Consider the following 19,109-nt stretch of genomic DNA (forward strand, 5'->3'; position numbering starts at 1 on the left):
TGCTTCATGTACAAGGTCTAACGAGGTCAAGTTATGCAAGCGAGCAAAGCCAAACTGGGTATCAGCGCCTGCCTGCTGGGCGCCGAAGTCCGCTATAACGGCGGCCACAAGCTGTCGCGCCTGTGCAGCCGCAGCCTCACTGAACACTTCGATTTCATCCCGGTTTGCCCCGAGGTCGGCATCGGCATGTCGATCCCGAGGGAACCGATTCGTCTGGTTGGCGACCCACATGCGCCGCGTGCTGTCGGCACCGTCGACCGCGCGCGCGACGTCACCGCTGCCCTGGCCGCCTACGGCGAGCGCATGGCCAACGAGCTGCAAGGCATCAGCGGCTACATCTTTATGCAGCAGTCGCCCTCCTGCGGCCTGGAGCGGGTCAAGGTCTACCAGGAAGGCGGACGCCCGAGCGAGCCGGGCCGCGGCATCTTCGCCGCCGCCTTCTGCGCGCGGCACCCGGATCTGCCGGTGGAAGAAGACGGTCGCCTCAACGACCCGGTCCTGCGCGAGAACTTCATCACCCGCGTATACGCCCACGCCGAATGGCAACGCCTGCTGCTGCAGGGGCTGACGCGCCGTTCACTGATCGCCTTCCACTCGCGCTACAAGTACCTGCTGATGGCCACCGATCCGGTGCGCTACAAGTCGCTCGGGCGCATGCTCGGCGACCTCAGCCAGCACGACCTGGGCGAGTTGGCGCCGCGCTATTTCAGCGAACTGATGAGCGCGCTGAAGAAATGCGCCACCCGTGGCACCCACAGCAATGTGCTGCAGCACCTTAGCGGCTACCTCAAACGCACCCTGAGTGCCGACGAGAAGCAGGAGATGCAGCAACTGATCGGTCAATACCGCGAGGGTATCGTTCCGCTGGTGGTACCGCTGACGCTGCTCAAGCACCACTTCCGCCGTCACCCGGATCGCTACATCGCCGAGCAGGCGTATCTGCAGCCGCACCCCGAGCCACTCAGCCTGCGCAACGCGCTGTGATGCCATGACCAGCGAAACCATCGCCGAAGAAGAAACCGGCCACGACTACCGCCAGGCGCTCGACGAGGGCTACCTGCCGATCCGCGAGGTAGCCCGCAGCACCGGCATCAACGCCGTGACCCTGCGTGCCTGGGAACGCCGCTATGGCCTGATCGTGCCGTACCGCACACCCAAGGGGCACCGCCTCTACTCGCCGGCCAACCTCGTGCGCATCAACGCCATTCTCGCCTGGCTGGCGCGCGGCGTTGCAGTCGGTCAGGTCAAGGCGCTGCTCGACCATGAGCAGGTGCCGCAAGCCACTACTACCGATACCTGGTCACGTCAGCGCAACGAATTACTCGGCTGCATCGCCCAGCTCAACGAGCGACGCCTGGATGACCGCTTCAATTCGGCACTGGCGCTCTACCCGGCCAGCACCCTGGTGGAACAGCTGCTGTGGCCACTGCTGGGTGACTTGCGTCAGCGCTGGCAAGGCCAGTTCGGCGCACGTGCCGAGCAAGTGTTCTTCCTCTCCTGGCTGCGCAGCAAGCTGGCCACCCGTATCTACCACTGCAATCGCCAGGTTGGTGGCGCGCCGCTGCTGCTGATCAACCTCGGCGAGGCACCGATGGAGCCGGGCCTGTGGTTGTGCGCCTGGCTGGCCAGCGCCAGTGATTGCCCGGTAGAGGTCTTCGATTGGCCGCTACCGCCCAACGAACTGTTGACGGCGCTGGAGCACATCGCCCCGCGCGCCGTGCTGCTATACGCCGAAGAAGCCCTGGACGGTGCCCTGGTGCGCCGCCAGCTACCCCGGCTGGCCGAACAATGCCAAGTGCCGCTGTTGCTCGCTGGCCCCGCCGCCCACATTCACCGCGACTCGTTGACTGATCTGGAATCGGCCAGCGACCCGCTCAACGCGCACGCCTGGCTATTGCGCCGTGGCTTGCTCGGTGCCCAAGAGGTCCCCCCATGCAGCAACTGATGTGGTTTCGCAGCGACCTGCGCACCCAGGACAACACCGCCCTGAACCACGCCATGAGCAGCGGCGCGACCATCGCCCTGTATCTCGTCACGCCCGGCCAGTGGCAGCGCCATGACGACGCCGCGAGCAAGGTAGACTTCTGGCTGCGCAACCTGGCGCAGCTGAGCAAGGCCCTGGCGGCGCTCAATGTGCCGCTACTGGTACGTCACTGCCACGACTGGAGCGAGGCGCCGCTGCAGGTCGCCGAGGTCTGCCATGACCACGACATCAGCGCCGTGCACGTCAACGAGGAATACGGCATAAACGAAAGCCTGCGCGATCAGCAGGTCTGCGCCTACCTCAGCCAGCAGGCCATTGCCTGGCACAGCCACCTCGATCAACTGTTGTTCAAACCTGGCAGCGTACTGACCCGCTCCGGCGGCTACTTCCAGGTCTACAGCCAGTTCCGCAAGGTGTGCTACGAGCGCCTGCACACAGCCCTGCCAGCCTTGATCGCCCCTCCGAAGGCACAAACGCCGCTGGCCATCAGCAGTGACGTCGTCCCCGAAACCGTAGAGGGTTTCGCTACACCCAGCGACAGCCTGCGCCTGCTCTGGCCCGCCGGAGAGAACACTGCGCTGCAGCGCCTGGAGCGCTTTGCCGACGAGCAGGTGGCCTACTACAAGGATGAACGCGACTTCCCCGCCAAACCTGGCACCAGCCAGCTGTCGGCCTATCTGGCCGCCGGCGTCGTATCGCCGCGGCAATGCCTGCATGCCGCACTCGCGGCCAATCAGGGTGAGTTCGACAGTGGCAACCCAGGCATCGTTACCTGGATCAACGAACTGCTCTGGCGTGAGTTCTACAAGCACACACTGGTCGGCTATCCACGAGTATCGCGCCACCGTGCCTTCCGCCTGGAAACCGAGGCTGTGCCATGGCGCCACGCCCCCGAAGACCTGGCCGCCTGGCAAGAGGGCCGCACCGGCTTGCCGATCATCGATGCGGCCATGCGCCAACTGCTGGAAACCGGCTGGATGCACAACCGCCTGCGCATGATCGTCGCCATGTTCCTGACCAAGAACCTGCTGATCGACTGGCGCGAAGGCGAGCGTTTCTTCATGCGCCACCTGATCGACGGCGACCTGGCCGCGAACAACGGTGGCTGGCAGTGGAGCGCCTCCACGGGCACCGACGCAGCGCCCTACTTCCGCATTTTCAACCCGATCAGCCAGTCGCAGAAATTCGATCCCGATGGCCAGTTCATTCGCCAATGGGTGCCGGAACTGGCCGGGCTGAACAAGCGTGATATTCATGACCCGTCCGCACTCGGCGGCCTGTTCGCGCCCGCCGGCTACCCTCGCCCGATCGTCGATCTGGCGCGCTCACGTGAACGCGCCCTGGCCGCGTTCAAGAACCTCTCTGCGCGGGAGGTTCCGGCATGAGTGCATTTCTTCACGACTTCGCCGAGCGTTTCGCCGCGCTGAACAAGGACAACCTCAATCTGCTCGGCGAGCTGTACAGCGACGATGTGCTGTTTCGCGACCCGCTGCATGAAGTGCATGGGCTGACGGCGCTGCGCCGCTATTTCGCCGAACTCTACGCCAACGTCGAAGCGCTGCGTTTCGAGTTCCATGGTTTCGATCAGGTCGCCGACGGTGAAGGCTACCTGCGCTGGACCATGCGTTATCGCCACCCACGCCTACGTGGCGGCGAGGAAATCGTCGTAGAGGGCTGCTCGCATCTGCTCTGGCGTGAGCGCGTTTATCAACACCGTGACTACTTCGATGCTGGCGCACTGCTCTATGAACATCTGCCAGTGCTCGGCAGCGTGATCGCCTGGTTGAAGCGGAGGCTGGCATGAAACGTATCTGGCTCACTGGCGCCAGCAGCGGTATCGGTGCCGCACTGGCCGAGGAGTTGCTCAAGGGCGGCCATCAACTGGCGCTGAGCGCACGCAGCAGCGGCCCATTGCAGGATTTCGCCGCGCGCTATGGCGAACAGGTGCTGGTCGCTCCCGGCGACCTGACCGACGCCGAGCAGGTGCGCGCGATTGGCGAGCGCATCGCTCAACAGTGGGGCGCGCTGGATTGCGTGATCCTCAACGCCGGCACCTGCGAATACATCGAGGTGCGCCAGTTCGAGGCCGCGATGATCGAACGCGTGGTCAGCACCAACCTGTTCGCCGCCAGCTACTGCATCGAGGCCGCCCTGCCCTTGCTGCGCCGAGGCAACCGCCCGCACCTGGTTGGCGTCGGCAGTTCGGTCACCTTCCTGCCGCTGCCACGCGCCGAGGCCTACGGTGCGTCCAAGGCGGCGATGCGCTACCTGATGCAAACATTGCGTATCGACCTGGCGGCAGAAGGCATCGACGTCACCCTGGTCAGTCCCGGTTTCGTCGATACCCCGCTGACGCAGAAGAACGACTTCCCCATGCCCATGCGCTGGCCGGTGGAACGCGCCGCACGGCACATCGCCGCACGCCTGGACAAGCGCCCGCACGAGATCGCTTTCCCCACCCCCTTCATCGCCATCCTGAAACTGCTCGGTAGCCTGCCCAGCAGCCTGCAACTGGCCATAGGTCGCCGCTTGGCGCGTAACGAGGACAACGCATGAAAATCGCCATCGTCGGCAGCGGCATTGCCGGCCTGACCTGCGCCTACCTGCTCAACCGCCAGCACGACATTCAGGTGTTCGAGGCCAGCGACTGGATCGGCGGCCACACCCATACCGTCGACGTGCAGGTGGACGGCCGCAGCTATGCAGTAGATACCGGTTTCATCGTCTTCAACGACTGGACCTACCCCAACTTCATCCGCCTGCTGGGACAAGTCGGCGTCGGCTTCAAACCCACCGAAATGAGCTTCTCGGTCAGCGACCCGGCCACCGGCGTGGAATACAACGGCCACGACCTCAACACCCTGTTCGCCCAGCGCCGCAACCTGCTGTCGCCGGCGTTCTGGGGCATGCTGCGCGACATCCTGCGTTTCAATCGCCAGTCGCTGGACGACCTGGCCAACAGCCGCATCGACGCCGACACCACCCTCGGCCAGTACCTTGAGCGCAACGGCTACGGCCGCCGCTTCATCGAGCATTACATCGTGCCGATGGGTTCGGCCATCTGGTCGATGTCGCTGGCCGACATGCTCGGTTTCCCGCTGCAGTTCTTCGTGCGCTTCTGCAAGAACCACGGCCTGCTCTCGGTCAGCGACCGCCCGACCTGGCAGGTGATCGAAGGCGGCTCACGCAGCTATGTGGCACCGCTGACCGCCAGCTTCGCCGAGCGCATTCGCCTCAACTGCCCGGTCAGCCGCGTCGTCCGTGATCAGGACGGCGTCATCCTGCACAGCGCAGCCGGCAGCGAGCGCTTCGACAAGGTGATCTTCGCCTGCCACAGCGACCAGGCCCTGGCCCTGGTCGAGCAGCCCAGCGAACAGGAGCGGGACATTCTCGGCGCCCTGCCCTACGCCAACAACGACGTGGTGCTGCATACCGACACGCGCCTGCTGCCCAAGCGCAAGCTGGCCTGGGCCAGCTGGAACTATCGATTGGGCGGGCCGACCGATCAGCCGGCAGCCGTCACCTACAACATGAACATTCTGCAGGGCGTCGAGGCAGACACCACCTTCTGCGTCAGCCTCAACCAGACGGCCGCCATCGACCCGAGCAAGATCCTTGCACGCTTCCAGTACGCCCACCCCCAGTACAGCCTGGCCGGAACCGCCGCCCAGGCGCGCTGGGAAGAATTGCTCGGCGCCCAGCACACCTATTACTGCGGTGCCTACTGGGCCAACGGCTTCCATGAAGACGGTGTGGTCAGCGCCCTGCGCGTGGCGCGCGCCTTCGGAGAGACGCTGTGATGCACAGCGCGCTGTACAGCGGCTGGGTGCAGCATCGTCGCTTCGCCCCGCGCGCGCATGCCTTTCGCTATCGCATGGGCCTGCTGTACCTGGACCTGAGCGAGCAGGCGCAGCTGTTCGCTCTCTCCAAGCTGGCCGGACGCGGCCGCTTCGCACCGTTCGCGTTTCGCGAGAGCGATTACCTGCCCGAGTCCACCCGCCAGGGCGTGGCGCTGCATGACGCGGTGCGCGATCGCGTGGAGCAGGCACTGGGCACACGCCCGCAAGGTCGCATCTGCGTGCTGACGCAGCCGCGCAGCTGGGGCCTGGCGTTCAATCCAGTGAGCATCTTTTACTGCCACGACGCCGACCAGCGCCTGATGGCAATTCTCTGTGAAGTCAGCAATACGCCGTGGCGTGAGCGTTATCACTACGTGCTGCCGGCAGAGGGCGAAGGCCGTCACCAGGTCAGCGTAGACAAGGCCTTTCATGTCTCGCCTTTCCTGCCGCGCGAGCTGCAATACCGCATGAGTTTCAGCGCCGTCGGCGAACGCCTTGGCGTGCACATGGCCGACTGGCAAGGCGATACTAAGATGTTCGATGCCAGCCTCAGCCTGCACCGCGAAGCTCTCGACCGCGCCAGCCTGCACCGCTATCTGCTCAGTTTCCCCTGGATGACCGGCAAAACCCTGGCCGCCATCTACTGGCAGGCGATGCGCCTGCTGTTCAAGCGCATCCCGATTTTCGACCACAAGCCCGCGGAAGGCAGCTTCCGTGTAGCCCGCCCGCAAGCGAAGGACATGCCCCATGAAGAGCTCTAGCCTGACCGCAACGAGAAGCCTGGTACGCAGTGGCAACGGCATTGGCGCCGGTCTGTTGCGGCGCGCCGTGATGCGCCAACTGCAGAACCTGCACCACGGCCTGCTGGTGATTCATGAAGCGGGGGACAGCCTGCATTTCGGTGACCCGCAGGCTCCTCTGCGCGCCGAAATCACCGTGCATGACCCTGCGGTCTGGGGTCTGGTGGCGGGCAATGGCTCGATCGGCTCGGGCGAAGCCTACATACATGGCTACTGGAGCACGCCGGACCTGACTGCGGTGATTCGCATCTTCGTCGCCAACCTCGACGTACTGGATGCCATGGAAGGCGGCCTGGCACGCCTGGGGCGCCCGCTGATCCAGGGCCTGCACTGGCTCAACCGCAACACTCGGCAAGGTTCGCGCCGCAACATCGCCGCGCACTACGACCTGGGTAACGACCTGTTCGAACAGTTCCTCGACCCGACCATGATGTACTCCGCGGCGATGTTCACGAGCGAGGAGGACACTCTGGAACAGGCTCAGCTCAACAAGCTCGAACGCATCTGCCAGAAGCTCGTACTGCAACCGTCCGACCATCTGCTGGAAATCGGCACGGGCTGGGGCAGCATGGCCATCTACGCCGCGACCCATTACGGCTGCCGGGTGACCACAACCACACTGTCGCGCGAGCAGCACGCCCACACCGAGCGACGCATTCGCGAGCTGGGCCTGGAGGATCGCGTCACCCTGCTGCTGGAGGACTACCGCGACCTCGATGGCCAGTACGACAAACTGGTGTCCATCGAGATGATCGAAGCCGTCGGCCACCGATTCCTGCCCACCTATTTCGAGCAATGTTCGCGCCTGCTCAAAGCCGATGGGCTGATGTTGCTGCAGGCCATCACCATTCGTGATCAACGCTATGAGCAAGCCTGCAAGTCGGTGGACTTCATCCAGCGTTACATCTTCCCCGGCGGCGCCCTGCCTTCGGTAAACAAGATGCTCGATGTCGTAACCCGACACACCGACTTCAACCTGCATCACATGGAAGATTTCGGCCTGCACTACGCGCGCACCCTGCGCCTGTGGCACGACAACCTGCGTCACGCGCGGCAGCGCCTGGAGCAATTGGGCTACGACGATTACTTCTATCGCCTGTGGGAGTTCTACCTCTGCTATTGCGAAGGCGGCTTCCTCGAACGCACCATTGGCACCGCGCAATTGCTGCTGGCCAAACCGGCCGCTCGCCCTGCGCCTCTGTTAGGAAATTTCGATGCCTAAGCTGATCGCCAATGCCCTCCTGTTCCAGCTCGGCTGGCTAGTCTGCGTCTTCGCAGGCGACAGCCCCTGGCTGCTGGTGGTGGCGGCAATCATCGGTGTGCACCTGCTGTGGGTCAGCAGTTGGGCTGCCGAAGGCAAGTTGCTGCTCAGCGTGTTTCTCGCCGGCAGTGCGCTGGACAGCTTTCTGCTCAACCTCGGCGTGTTCGACTTCGGCGAGGAGCGCCAGCTGATCCCTCTTTGGCTGGCCTTGCTCTGGCTGTTGCTGGCCAGCACCCTCAATCACTGCCTGGCCTGGACTGCCCAGCCCTGGTGGCGAGCCAGCCTGCTCGGCGCGGTTGCCGCGCCGCTGTCCTACTACGGCGGCGCCAAGATCGCCGGCGTCGAGCTGCCGCTGGGCACCTGGCCAACCCTGGCGATTTTCGCAGGTGTCTGGGCGGTGGTGATGCCGGTATTGCACGGCTTCGCCAAACTCTACCGCACGCAATACGAACAAAGCCTGCGCAGCCGCCAATCGGCCTGACGGCTAGCCTCCGCAGGAACGGCGCCCCGCCGCGAACCTGAGCGGCGCGGCCCCAAAACGCTCGCCCCGAGGCGGGGCTCCTACGACAAGCACCAATGCCCGCCGCGAACCAGGCGTCACGGCCCAAAAACGCTTCGCCCCGGGGCGGGGCTCCTACGTAAAGTGGCTTGCGGCCTGCGACACTGTCCGCTGCACCTTGTCAGCCCAAGCCCCCGCGTATCCACTGCATGGCGTACACTGCCACGCCATGAGCCAGACCATTGCCCATACCCAACTGCCCACCGAACCCGAGATCAGTTGCAGCACCTGCGCAGCCTGCTGTTGCCAGCTGGAGGTGATGCTGCTCGGCGACACCGGCGTGCCGCAGCGCTACATCGACACCGATGACTGGGGTGGCGAGGTCATGCGCCGCCTGGACGACGGCTGGTGCATCGCACTCGATCGCGACACCATGCGCTGCACCATCTACGCACAACGCCCGCTGATCTGCCGCGAGTTCGAACTCGGCGCTGCCGAATGCCTGGAAGAACGCCGCGGCATTGCCACTGCCTACAGCCAGTAACATTTTATGTATGAACTTTAATGCTGATTAAGTGCATTTCTATAAATACATAACGATCAACCATGAAGGAACACCCTGGCTCAACACCGAGCCATTTCAGTGCGCCAGCACCAATCCAGTGCATTACTTGGCCGCACTTTATGGTTTGATATCAAAAAAATAGAATAAAAGCGTATTTATTATTAATTAGTCGAACCTATCGCCGTCCCGCACACTTTCGGTGCTCTCTCCTTCGCCCCCGCCACGCTCTCGCAAACCCGCCAACAGCCCGTTACGAGCGACAGGAGAGGCACGCCTGAAATTTCTCAGCAAGACGGAATCATGATGGCTACCCTTGCGACTGCCCCTCACTATTACAACTACGAGATCGTTCGCCGTTTCACCCTCACAACCCTGTTCTGGGGCATCCTCGGAATGGCCATGGGTGTATTCATCGCGGCCCAACTGGTCTGGCCCGAATTGAACTTCGGTATTCCATGGCTCAGTTTCGGACGCATCCGCCCCGTCCACACCAATCTGGTGATCTTCGCCTTCGGCGGCGGCGCGCTGTTCGCCACCTCGTTCTACGTGCTGCAACGTACCTGTCGAGTACGGATCATTTCCGACGGTCTGGCCAACTTCCTGTTCTGGGGCTGGCAGGCAGCCGTGCTGGCGATGATCGTCAGCTATCCGCTGGGCATCACCTCCTCCAAGGAATATGCCGAGATGGAGTGGCCGATCGCCTTGTGGGTCACCCTGTTGTGGTTGATCTACGCCTACCTGTTCTTCGGTACCATCGCTCGCCGCCAGGTGCGCCACATCTACGTGGGCAACTGGTTCTACGGCGCATTCATCATCGTCACGGGCATGGTGCATGTGGTCAACCACATCGCCAAACCGGTCTCGCTGCTCAAGTCCTATTCGGTGTACTCCGGCGCCACCGATGCAATGATCCAGTGGTGGTACGGCCATAGTGTGGTCGGCTTCATCCTCTCGGTAGGCTTCCTGGGGATGATGTATTACTTCGTGCCCAAGCAGGCCGAGCGGCCGATCTATTCCTATCGCCTGTCCATCGTGCACTTCTGGGCGATCATCACCCTGTATATCTGGGCCGGCCCGCATCACCTGCACTACACCGCTCTGCCGGACTGGGCGCAAACCCTCGGCATGGCCATGTCGGTCATCCTCCTGGCGCCAAGCTGGGGCGGCATGATCAACGGCATGATGAGCCTGTCCGGCGCCTGGCATAAGCTGCGCACCGATCCGATCCTGCGCTTTCTGGTCGTTTCGCTGGCCTTTTACGGCATGAGCACCTTCGAAGGCCCGATGATGGCCATCAAGACCGTCAACGCGCTGTCCCATTACACCGACTGGACCATCGGCCACGTACACGCGGGAGCACTGGGCTGGGTGGCGATGATCTCCATCGGCGCGCTCTACCACATGCTGCCCAAGCTCTACGGCCGCACGCAGATGCACAGCGTCGGCCTGATCAATACGCACTTCTGGCTGGCGACCATCGGTACCGTGCTGTACATCGCCTCGATGTGGGTCAACGGCATCACCCAAGGCCTGATGTGGCGTGCGGTGAACGAGGACGGCACCCTCACCTACTCCTTCGTCGAGGCGCTGGAAGCCAGCCACCCCGGCTATGTCGTGCGCCTGCTGGGCGGGGCGGTCTTCGCCAGCGGCATGCTGCTGATGGCCTGGAACACCTGGCTGACGGTGCGCAGCGGCGAACGCATCGATGCCGTGCACTCCACCCCGGATGTTGGAGCCGCCGCCCATGCCTAACGCCCTGATCCTGCCGGTTCTCGCCACGCTGGGTTGCCTGCTCGGTTGCTGGCTGAGCTGTAGCATTCCGTCGACGCTCGACCAGGCCAGCCTGCTGCCCTTCGCCGACGATCCAGAAGCGGCGGCGCGCATGACGCAAGCCACGGGCCGCCCTTGCAAGGTCACCACGCAGCCACTCGAAGAGCCCGGCAATCCGACCGAAGAGTCTCTGCTCGCTTGACGTTCCTTCGCCCACGGACGGGCGTCCAGAAGTGCCGCTTGCGGCACCCTCAGGGCTTTTCAGTAGTGAAGGGCCCTCTTTTTTGACCGGATACCATGAACACACCATCACGCCTGCACCAATGGTGCATCGCCTTTCTCCCCGAGGCTCCACACACGCGGCCACGCGAATGGCTGCGCGCGGCACTCGGCGCCAGCCTGGGTTTTGTCTTCACCACCTGGCTATGCGGCCAGCTTTTCGGCCCGCAGCTGGCCGTGCACTTCTCCGGCCCGCTGGCCGCCTCGGCGGTACTGCTGTTCGCCGTCTCTTCGGGCGCACTGGCGCAACCCTGGTCGATCCTCGGCAGCTATCTGTGCGCCACGCTGGTCGGTGTGCTGGTCGGTCATCTGCTCGATCACAGCCTGCTTGGCGCCGCCCTGGCGATAGGTCTGAGCCTGTTGCTGATGTGCCCGCTGCGTTGCCTGCACCCGCCAGGCGGTGCCATCGCCTTCTGCGTCGTATTCGCGCCCGTGGCACCGGGTATACCCGCCTGGCACCCAGCCATGACGGTGGTGATCGCCGCGCTGGGCCTGCTGAGCAGTGCTCTGATCTATAACAACCTCACCGGCATGCGCTACCCGCGCCAGACTGCGCCAGCAGCCGATGCACACCATACCCGCGACCCGTTGCCCGGCGAGCGCGTAGGCATCCGCGATACCGACCTCGACCAGGCGCTCGACGAACTCGGCGCCTTCGTCGACGTGACTCGCGAAGACCTGGCGATGATCGTCAAAAGCACCGAGCGCTATGCGCTGCGCCGCAGCATGGGCGATATCCGTGCCGGCCAGGTGATGTCACGCGACCTGATCTGCGCCACGCCGGGCACCAGCATCAAACAGGGCCTGCACCTGCTGCGCCACCACCACCTCAAGGCGCTGCCAATCCTCGACCATAACCAGCAACTGGTCGGCATCGTCAGCCTCAGCGACCTGATCGCCCCCCTGCATCACCGCCCGGCCAAGCGCCTTGGCCTGTTCAAGCGACGCCCTCGCCCACGCCTGGGGGAGCTGATGAGCAGCCCGGTACGCTGCACCGATGTCGATACGCACGTCGTCGACCTGATTGGGGTGTTATCTGATCGCGGCCTGCACTGCCTGCCGGTGCTGGAGAACGAAAAGCTGGTGGGGATCATCACCCAGACCGACGTGATTGCGGCGTTGCAACGAGATCTGTTGGCCCACTTCGATTGAGGCAGCGACCTGCTGCGATCCAAGCTCGCTCCCCCTAATGCGGCTGCTCATCGAAAAGTGCCAGAGCAGCCCTTACACTGCCCGTCTGCCCATCTGCCCGCTTGCTGAGCACCGCCACGACATGGACATCGATCTGACCCGCACCTTTTTGGAAATCGTTCGCAGCGGCAGCTTCATCGCCGCCGCCGAACGCCTGCACGTTACCCAGACAGCCGTCACGGCGCGCATCCAGAAGCTCGAAGGTCACCTCAACTGCACGCTGTTCGTACGCAACCGAGCCGGGGCCAAGCTGACGGCCGACGGCGAAGCCTTCGTCGCCTATGCCAACCAGATACTGCAAACCTGGGAGGCGGCGCAGCGCGACCTGCCCCTGCCGGATGGCTATCACAACGTCATCCACATCGGCGGCGAGGTCAGTCTGTGCAACCCGTTGATGCTGCGCTGGGTCAGCCGCATCCGCACCCACATCGACCAGTACGCCGTGCACTCCCATATCGGCGCTGGTCAGGAGCTGCTGCGTCAGCTTGAACTGGGCGTGCTCGATGCAGCCTTGGTTTATCAGCCGAACTACTGGCCGGGCATGCAAGTGGAGCAGTTGCTGGAAGAAAAGCTGATCCTGGTGCGCGCGAAGAATCCCGAACCCTATGTGTACGTCGACTGGGGCGAGGCCTTCCGCCTGCAGCACGACAGCGCGCTACCGGATCGGGCAAAGGCGCCAGTATCGTTCAACCTCGGGCCGCTGGCCCTTCAGTACATTCTCGAGCACGGCGGTTCTGGCTACTTCCGCACGCGAGTGGTGCAAAGCTACCTGGACAAGAAAGTGCTCAAACGCGTGCCGCGCGCACCCGAGTTCAGCTACCCGACCTACCTGGTGTATTCCCGCGAGCGCGACTCGGTAGTGCTGCAGCAGGCGTTCGATCTACTGCGCGGAATCATCGCCGAGGACACGGACTGGTCGCAGCGCTGGGACCCGATGATCTAAGTACCATCTGAAACGAAATCGCCCCTCGTATAGAGGGGCGATTTCTTCATAGCCATGTCAATGACTGTTCAGAAGCTCATGCGGTAATGCACGGTGTAGGCTTCTGCGCCATCGTTTGGCTTCTTCAGACCGGCGTTGGAATAGTGGATCGCACGCAGGCCGATTTCCTGCCCGGCGAAACGCAGGCCGACGCCGATGCGGTCTTCGAACTGAAACGACGAACCCAGTTCGTTGCTTTCCAGCTCGGTGCTGGAGAAAGCGGCAACGCCGATACCGGCTTCGATGTAAGGACGCACGTTCTGCCCGGCGAACTCGTAAACGAATACTGGCGCGAAGGAAACGCTGTGGTTGCTCGCCGTGTCGTCACCGTCCCAGTAGGTGTAACCCAGGTCCCAGTAGCCAGTCAGACGGCCGTAGCTACTCTCCAGCCAGCTGTGGTTCCAATCCCACTGCGCGCCCAGGCGATAAACCATCGTTGAATCACCGCTCTGACCAATAGCCGCGGTTACATCCGCAGCCTGTGCAGCCCCCATAGTTCCGAACGTGAGGGCTGTTGCTGCGGCAAAGGCGTACAACTTCTTCATGAGTCATTCCTTTTTAGCGAGGGTTTTTATCAGGCTGTGACAAAAATATAGAAGCATCCGATAACAGGGATAGCCTGATCGGAAAAAAATTCACTATATGGAAAGAACCTGGGCCTTTTCACCCAGTAAAATCGGCAAAACCCGGCGAAGTTGCGCTGGCTCCCCACTGCTCCAGTAACGCGTTTCCCTGGCCTGCAGCGTCGCCAGCTGATCGTGACGCGAGAGCAGGCGTTGCAACTGCCGCGCCACTGCCGCACCGGTATCGATCAGCGTTACCGACGCCGGCACCAGCTCACTCAGCAATGGACGCAGGAAGGGGTAATGCGTGCAGCCGAGAATCAGCGTGTCACAGCCCTCGGCCAACAGCGGCGTGACATAACCTTGCAGCAACTCTCGCGTGGCGGGCGCCTGCAGCTCGCCCGCCTCGATGCATTCCACCAACCCCGGGCAGGGCTGAGTGATCACCCGCACGTCATTGGCGAAGCGATCGAGCAGCGCGGCGAACTTGGCGCTCTTCAGCGTACCGGTGGTCGCCAGCACGCCGACCACGCCACTGCGCGTGGCTGCCGCGGCGGGCTTCACCGCAGGCTCCATGCCGACGATGGGCAGGTTCGGATAACGTTCGCGCAACTCTGCAGCCGCAGCGGCAGTCGCGGTATTGCACGCCAGCACCAACGCCTTGGCACCTTGTGCCAGCAGATGTTCGGTAATCACCACACAGCGCTCGCGAATGTACTCCGGGCTTTTCTCGCCGTAGGGCACATGGCCGCTGTCAGCGACGTAAAGCAGCGACTCGTTCGGCAGTAGCTGACGAATCTCGCGCAGCACCGACAGGCCGCCAACGCCGGAGTCGAACACGCCAATCGGCGCCTGCGACTGATTCATCTCAAATCATCCTCGTAGGCGCGAGCTTTGCTCGCGAATGGTGCTGTCGACGCAAGAAGCTTCGCGAGCAGAGCTCGCTCCTACAGTTCTGCAGCCTATTCTTAACGCCCACCGCACACCTCGCAGGCCGGATCGCGCTTGACCCGCAACTCGCGAAAACGCGTACCCAGCGCGTCGATCAGCAGCAGGCGGCCCACCAGCGGCTCACCGAAACCGGCCAGCAACTTGAGCGCCTCCAGCGCCTGCAGGCTACCGACCAGGCCAACCAGCGGCCCGACCACACCGGCCTCGCTGCAGGTCAGCTCGGCTTCGCTACCGTGGCCGTACAGGCAGTGGTAGCAGGGGCTGGCTTCATTGCGCGGATCGAACACCGACAGTTGCCCTTCCAGGCGGATCGCAGCACCGGAGACCAGCGGTTTGCCGGCCGCGACGCAGGCGGCATTGACCGCCTCGCGGGTGGAGAAATTGTCCGAGCAGTCCAGCACCAGATCGACACCACTGACCGCGGCGGCTAGCGAATCGGCGTCCAGCGCCTGACGATGCGGCACCAGGGTGACCTGCGGGTTGATCGCCGCCAGGCGCGCCATGGCCGAGTCCACCTTGGCCTGGCCGATGCTGGCGGTGTCGTGGGCGATCTGCCGTTGCAGGTTGGTCAGTTCCACCGTATCGAAGTCAGCCAGGTGCAACTCGCCCACACCGGCAGCAGCCAGGTACAAGGCCACGGGCGAGCCCAGCCCGCCCATGCCGACGATCAGCACACGCCCCTGCTTCAGGCGCAGTTGGCCTTCCACATCGATCTGTTTCAGCAGGATCTGCCGGCTGTAACGCAGCAGTTCATCATCGCTCAGCATCTGATCACTCACGGTCGAAACGTCCCAAACTGATGCGCTCGTGGTCGCCCAGGTCACGCCGGCTCTCGACCTCGACGAAGCCGCCCTCGCCAAGCAAGCTGCGTACGTCCTCGGCCTGGTCGAAGCCGTGCTCCAGCAGCAGCCAGCCTCCGGATAGCAGATGGTCCGGCGCGGCCTGGATGATCGCACGAATATCGTCCAGGCCGTCGCTGCCGGCGATCAGAGCGCTGCTCGGCTCGAAACGCACGTCACCCTGTTCGAGATGCTGGTCGTCCGCACGGATATAAGGCGGGTTGCTCAGGATCAAGCCATAGCGCTGTCCAGCCAGGGCGGAAAACCAATGGCTGTGCAAGAACGCTGCGTTAGCCAGTTGCAGGCGCTGACGATTGCGCTCAGCCAGGGCCACGGCGTCCTCGACACGATCCACGCCGGTCACTTGCCAGGCCGGGCGCTCGCTGGCCAGGGCCAGGGCGATGGCGCCAGTGCCAGTGCCCAGATCGAGCACGGCCAGCGGCGTGGCGGGCAGCAGCTCGAGCGCTGTTTCAACCAGCAGCTCGGTGTCAGGACGTGGGATCAGGGTATGTGGCGCCACCTCCAGATCGAGGCTCCAGAAGCCCTGATGACCGAGGATATAAGCAACCGGCTCACCCTCGCGGCGGCGCTGCAGATTCGCCTGGAACAACGCCAGTTGATCGGCCTCCAGCTCGCGCTCCGGCCAGGTGCGCAGGTAGCTGCGTGGCTTGCTCAGCGCGGCGGCCAGCAGCAACTCCGCATCCAATCGCGGTGTGGGCGAGTCGGGCAGGTCAGCGGTGTCGAGCAGGGATTCGATGGTGGCCATGGTTCATCCTGGCGGCATTCTTCTCCCCTCTCCCGCTTGCGGGGCTTGAGCGGAAATAGCGAAGCATCGCTTCGCCCGCTCAAGCGCCCTGAACTCTGCGAGGGGCTGGGGCGCAGAGCGGGGGCCGGGGGAGAGGGTGTACCATTGCGCCCCCTCTCCCTACCCCACCCCCCGAGGGGAGAGGGGACTGTTCGGCGCTAAGTTAGCGCTTGCTGTCAGTTCCTCCCGGATTGCTCCGGGCTACGGTGCGCACGGCGCACCGCAACGAGATCAAGCGAAACTCAATCGCCCAGTGCCGCCAACTGGTCGGCCTGATATTCGGCCAGCAGCGGCTCGATCACCGCTTCCACGCCACCGGCAATCACTTCATTGAGCGAATACAGGGTCAGGTTGATGCGGTGGTCGGTTACCCGACCCTGCGGGAAGTTGTAGGTGCGGATGCGCTCGGAGCGATCACCGGAGCCCACCAGCAGCTTGCGCGTTTCGGAGATTTCCTTGTGCGCCGCCGCTTCCTGTTGATCCTGCAGCTTGGCCGCCAGCCAGGCCATGGCCTTGGCGCGGTTCTTGTGCTGCGAGCGCTCTTCCTGACATTCCACCACGGTGCCGGTGGGAATGTGGGTGATGCGGATCGCCGAGTCGGTGGTGTTGACGTGCTGACCACCTGCGCCGGAGCTGCGGTAGGTATCCACACGCAGATCGGCTGGGTTGATCTCGATGGCGGCCTGTTCGTCCGGCTCCGGCAGCACCGCCACGGTGCAGGCGGAAGTGTGGATACGCCCCTGCGACTCGGTCTCCGGCACGCGCTGCACGCGATGAGCACCGGACTCGAACTTGAGCTTGGCGTAGACGTTGTCGCCCTCGACACGGGCGATCACTTCCTTGAAGCCGCCGTGCTCGCCCTCGTTGGCCGACAGCACCTCGACCCGCCAGCCCTGCCTCTCGGCATAGCGCGAGTACATGCGGAACAGGTCGCCGGAGAAGATCGCCGCCTCGTCACCGCCAGTACCGGCGCGGATTTCCAGGTAGACGTTGCGACCGTCGTTGGGGTCCTTGGGCAGCAGCATGCGTTGCAGCTTGTCTTCGAGACTGGCCAACGCTTCCTTGGCCTGTGCCACTTCTTCCTCGGCCATCTCGCGTAGATCCGGGTCGCTTTCCTTGAGCAGCGCCTGAGCGCCTTCGAGGTCGCTCTGCACCTTGCGCAGCTCACGGAAGGTCGCGATCACCGGCTCGATTTCGGCATATTCCTTGGAATATGCGCGGAACTGCGTCTGCTTGGAAATTACCTCGGCATCGCCGAGCAGCGCCGTGAGTTCCTCGAAGCGGTCGCTGAGGTTGTCCAGCTTGTTCAACAGTGAAGCTTTCATTGCAGACCTTTGTCCTGCGGCGCGCTCTCGTCGAGGGCGAACAATTCCTGGGCCAGGCTGAGCGCGTCGACGCGCCCCTCGGCGGTGAGTTTCTTCATGCGTACGCTGGGCGCGTGCAGCAGCTTGTTGGTCAGGCCTCGCGCCAGTTGCGCCAGCACGTCCTCGGGATTGCTGCCATTGACCAGCATGCGCTGGGCCTTGGCCAGTTCCTCGTCGCGCAGGCGTTCGGCCTGCTGGCGGTAGGCCTTGAGCACATCGACCGCGGCCAGCTCGCGCAGGCGCTGCATGAAGCCGTCGGTGCCGGCAGCCACCAGTTCCTCGGCAGCCTGCGCTGCGCCCTGGCGGCTCTTGAGGTTTTCCTCGATGACTTCGTGCAGGTCATCGACGGTATAGAGGTAGACGTCATCCAGCTCGCCCACCTGCGGCTCGATATCGCGTGGCACGGCGATGTCGACCATGAAGATCGGCTTGTGCTTGCGCTTTTTCAGCGCACTTTCCACCGCGCCCTTGCCGAGGATCGGCAACTGGCTGGCAGTGGAGCTGATGACGATATCGCTGTGCGCCAATTCGTCGGGAATGTCCGACAGCAGCACGGCATGGGCACCGAATTGCTCAGCCAGCTGGCTGGCACGCTCCAGGGTGCGGTTGGCGACAACGATGCGCTTGATGCCCTGATCGTGCAGATGGCGCGCTACCAGGCTGATGGTCTCGCCAGCACCGATCAGCAACGCCTGGCTGCGGTGCAGGTCGGCGAAGATCTGCTTGGCCAGGCTGACCGCGGCGAAGGCCACGGAGACCGGGTTCTCGCCGATGGCGGTGTCGGTGCGCACGGTCTTGGCGGTGCTGAAGGTGGCCTGGAACAGGCGCCCGAGCAATGGCCCGACGGTGCCGGCCTCACGCGCCACGGCATAGGCGGACTTGAGCTGGCCGAGAATCTGCGGCTCGCCCAGTACCATCGAATCCAGCCCGCATGCCACACGCATCATGTGCCGAACCGCATCGTCCTCGCTGTGCACATAGGCGCAGGCACGCAGTTCGTCGACGCTCAAACGGTGATAGTCGGCCAGCCACTGCAGCACTTCGTCGCTGCTCAGCTGATCCTGCTCCAGGTACAACTCGCTGCGGTTACAGGTGGAAAGGATCGCTGCCTCACGGCTGGGCGTCAGCCGACACAGCTGCTGCAACGCCTCGACCAGTTGCTCAGGGGTAAAGGCAACGCGCTCGCGCACCTCTACCGAGGCGGTCTTGTGGTTGATACCGAGGGCGATAAAGGCCATGCAGGGTCGCTGAGGGGCAATACGGGAGCCGGCAATTGTCCTACTTCGCCCCCGAGAGAACAACTCCCGCGACCTATTGTCCCAATAGACAGTTCGCCGCATCGTCCTGGCCAGTGGGCTTGCTCCAAGGCTTGTGTCATGATGCCGCGAACGTCGCAGGGCACGCGCCAGCACGGCCC

20 protein-coding genes are annotated in these 19,109 nt (G+C 63.6%); 14 read left to right on the forward strand and 6 right to left on the reverse strand.

Annotation, left to right across the window (positions count from 1 at the left end):
- Positions 1–33 precede the first annotated feature (33 nt).
- From AAEQ75_RS02780 to AAEQ75_RS02845, 14 genes are all read left to right on the forward strand, one after another.
- Positions 34–984, forward strand: coding sequence for a YbgA family protein (locus tag AAEQ75_RS02780; RefSeq protein WP_256836570.1), 951 nt, complete (start codon positions 34–36; stop codon positions 982–984).
- 4 nt (positions 985–988) lie between these two features.
- Positions 989–1,945: a MerR family transcriptional regulator gene (locus tag AAEQ75_RS02785; RefSeq protein ID WP_256836571.1), complete on the forward strand. Its 957-nt coding sequence runs from the start codon at positions 989–991 to the stop codon at positions 1,943–1,945.
- Positions 1,933–3,369 (forward strand): deoxyribodipyrimidine photo-lyase, encoded by a 1,437-nt coding sequence (gene phrB / locus AAEQ75_RS02790; RefSeq protein WP_343350827.1) that lies wholly within the window; start codon positions 1,933–1,935, stop codon positions 3,367–3,369. The genes AAEQ75_RS02785 and phrB overlap by 13 nt, the downstream gene beginning before the upstream one ends.
- On the forward strand, positions 3,366–3,788 hold the full coding sequence (locus AAEQ75_RS02795; protein WP_343350828.1) for a nuclear transport factor 2 family protein: 423 nt from the start codon (positions 3,366–3,368) through the stop codon (positions 3,786–3,788). Before phrB ends, AAEQ75_RS02795 begins: the two co-directional genes overlap by 4 nt.
- Positions 3,785–4,540, forward strand: a complete 756-nt coding sequence (locus AAEQ75_RS02800) for an SDR family NAD(P)-dependent oxidoreductase (protein ID WP_343350829.1) — start codon at positions 3,785–3,787, stop codon at positions 4,538–4,540. Before AAEQ75_RS02795 ends, AAEQ75_RS02800 begins: the two co-directional genes overlap by 4 nt.
- Complete coding sequence (locus AAEQ75_RS02805; protein WP_343350830.1) at positions 4,537–5,784, forward strand: NAD(P)/FAD-dependent oxidoreductase; 1,248 nt, start codon at positions 4,537–4,539, stop codon at positions 5,782–5,784. The genes AAEQ75_RS02800 and AAEQ75_RS02805 overlap by 4 nt, the downstream gene beginning before the upstream one ends.
- Positions 5,784–6,584: a DUF1365 domain-containing protein gene (locus tag AAEQ75_RS02810; protein WP_343350831.1), complete on the forward strand. Its 801-nt coding sequence runs from the start codon at positions 5,784–5,786 to the stop codon at positions 6,582–6,584. The genes AAEQ75_RS02805 and AAEQ75_RS02810 overlap by 1 nt, the downstream gene beginning before the upstream one ends.
- The gene (locus AAEQ75_RS02815; protein ID WP_143507315.1) at positions 6,571–7,845 is read left to right on the forward strand and encodes an SAM-dependent methyltransferase; all 1,275 of its coding nucleotides are present in this window, start codon (positions 6,571–6,573) and stop codon (positions 7,843–7,845) included. Before AAEQ75_RS02810 ends, AAEQ75_RS02815 begins: the two co-directional genes overlap by 14 nt.
- A complete protein-coding gene (locus AAEQ75_RS02820; RefSeq protein ID WP_343350832.1) occupies positions 7,838–8,365 on the forward strand; it encodes a DUF2878 domain-containing protein in 528 nt (175 codons plus the stop codon). Before AAEQ75_RS02815 ends, AAEQ75_RS02820 begins: the two co-directional genes overlap by 8 nt.
- A 247-nt stretch (positions 8,366–8,612) precedes the next feature.
- Complete coding sequence (locus AAEQ75_RS02825) at positions 8,613–8,927, forward strand: YkgJ family cysteine cluster protein (RefSeq protein WP_128579529.1); 315 nt, start codon at positions 8,613–8,615, stop codon at positions 8,925–8,927.
- Between the two features lie 324 nt (positions 8,928–9,251).
- On the forward strand, positions 9,252–10,700 hold the full coding sequence (gene ccoN / locus AAEQ75_RS02830) for a cytochrome-c oxidase, cbb3-type subunit I (RefSeq protein ID WP_185965415.1): 1,449 nt from the start codon (positions 9,252–9,254) through the stop codon (positions 10,698–10,700).
- Positions 10,693–10,920, forward strand: a complete 228-nt coding sequence (locus AAEQ75_RS02835; RefSeq protein ID WP_343350833.1) for a hypothetical protein — start codon at positions 10,693–10,695, stop codon at positions 10,918–10,920. Before ccoN ends, AAEQ75_RS02835 begins: the two co-directional genes overlap by 8 nt.
- 95 nt (positions 10,921–11,015) lie before the next feature.
- Positions 11,016–12,149: an HPP family protein gene (locus AAEQ75_RS02840; protein WP_074939033.1), complete on the forward strand. Its 1,134-nt coding sequence runs from the start codon at positions 11,016–11,018 to the stop codon at positions 12,147–12,149.
- Between the two features lie 121 nt (positions 12,150–12,270).
- Positions 12,271–13,131, forward strand: coding sequence for a LysR family transcriptional regulator (locus AAEQ75_RS02845; RefSeq protein WP_125835894.1), 861 nt, complete (start codon positions 12,271–12,273; stop codon positions 13,129–13,131).
- A gap of 68 nt (positions 13,132–13,199) precedes the next feature.
- On the opposite strand, the gene AAEQ75_RS02850 is transcribed toward AAEQ75_RS02845, so the two are convergent.
- The 6 genes from AAEQ75_RS02850 to hemA form a co-directional block, all read right to left on the reverse strand.
- Complete coding sequence (locus tag AAEQ75_RS02850) at positions 13,200–13,715, reverse strand: acyloxyacyl hydrolase (RefSeq protein ID WP_125835895.1); 516 nt, start codon at positions 13,713–13,715, stop codon at positions 13,200–13,202.
- Between the two features lie 93 nt (positions 13,716–13,808).
- Positions 13,809–14,600: a glutamate racemase gene (gene murI / locus AAEQ75_RS02855; RefSeq protein WP_343350834.1), complete on the reverse strand. Its 792-nt coding sequence runs from the start codon at positions 14,598–14,600 to the stop codon at positions 13,809–13,811.
- Positions 14,601–14,701: 101 nt separating this feature from the next.
- Positions 14,702–15,451 (reverse strand): molybdopterin-synthase adenylyltransferase MoeB, encoded by a 750-nt coding sequence (locus AAEQ75_RS02860; protein WP_143507391.1) that lies wholly within the window; start codon positions 15,449–15,451, stop codon positions 14,702–14,704.
- A 4-nt stretch (positions 15,452–15,455) separates the two neighbouring features.
- Positions 15,456–16,289 carry a peptide chain release factor N(5)-glutamine methyltransferase gene (gene prmC, locus AAEQ75_RS02865; protein WP_143507310.1) on the reverse strand — a complete coding sequence of 278 codons (834 nt, stop codon included), beginning with the start codon at positions 16,287–16,289 and terminating at the stop codon, positions 15,456–15,458.
- 281 nt (positions 16,290–16,570) lie between these two features.
- Complete coding sequence (gene prfA / locus AAEQ75_RS02870) at positions 16,571–17,653, reverse strand: peptide chain release factor 1 (protein ID WP_256836591.1); 1,083 nt, start codon at positions 17,651–17,653, stop codon at positions 16,571–16,573.
- Positions 17,650–18,930 carry a glutamyl-tRNA reductase gene (gene hemA, locus AAEQ75_RS02875; RefSeq protein ID WP_343350835.1) on the reverse strand — a complete coding sequence of 427 codons (1,281 nt, stop codon included), beginning with the start codon at positions 18,928–18,930 and terminating at the stop codon, positions 17,650–17,652. Before hemA ends, prfA begins: the two co-directional genes overlap by 4 nt.
- Between the last annotated feature and the right edge of the window lie 179 nt (positions 18,931–19,109).

The sequence above is a fragment of the Pseudomonas sediminis genome (genome assembly GCF_039555755.1).
GTDB classification, from domain to species: domain Bacteria; phylum Pseudomonadota; class Gammaproteobacteria; order Pseudomonadales; family Pseudomonadaceae; genus Aquipseudomonas; species Aquipseudomonas mendocina_D.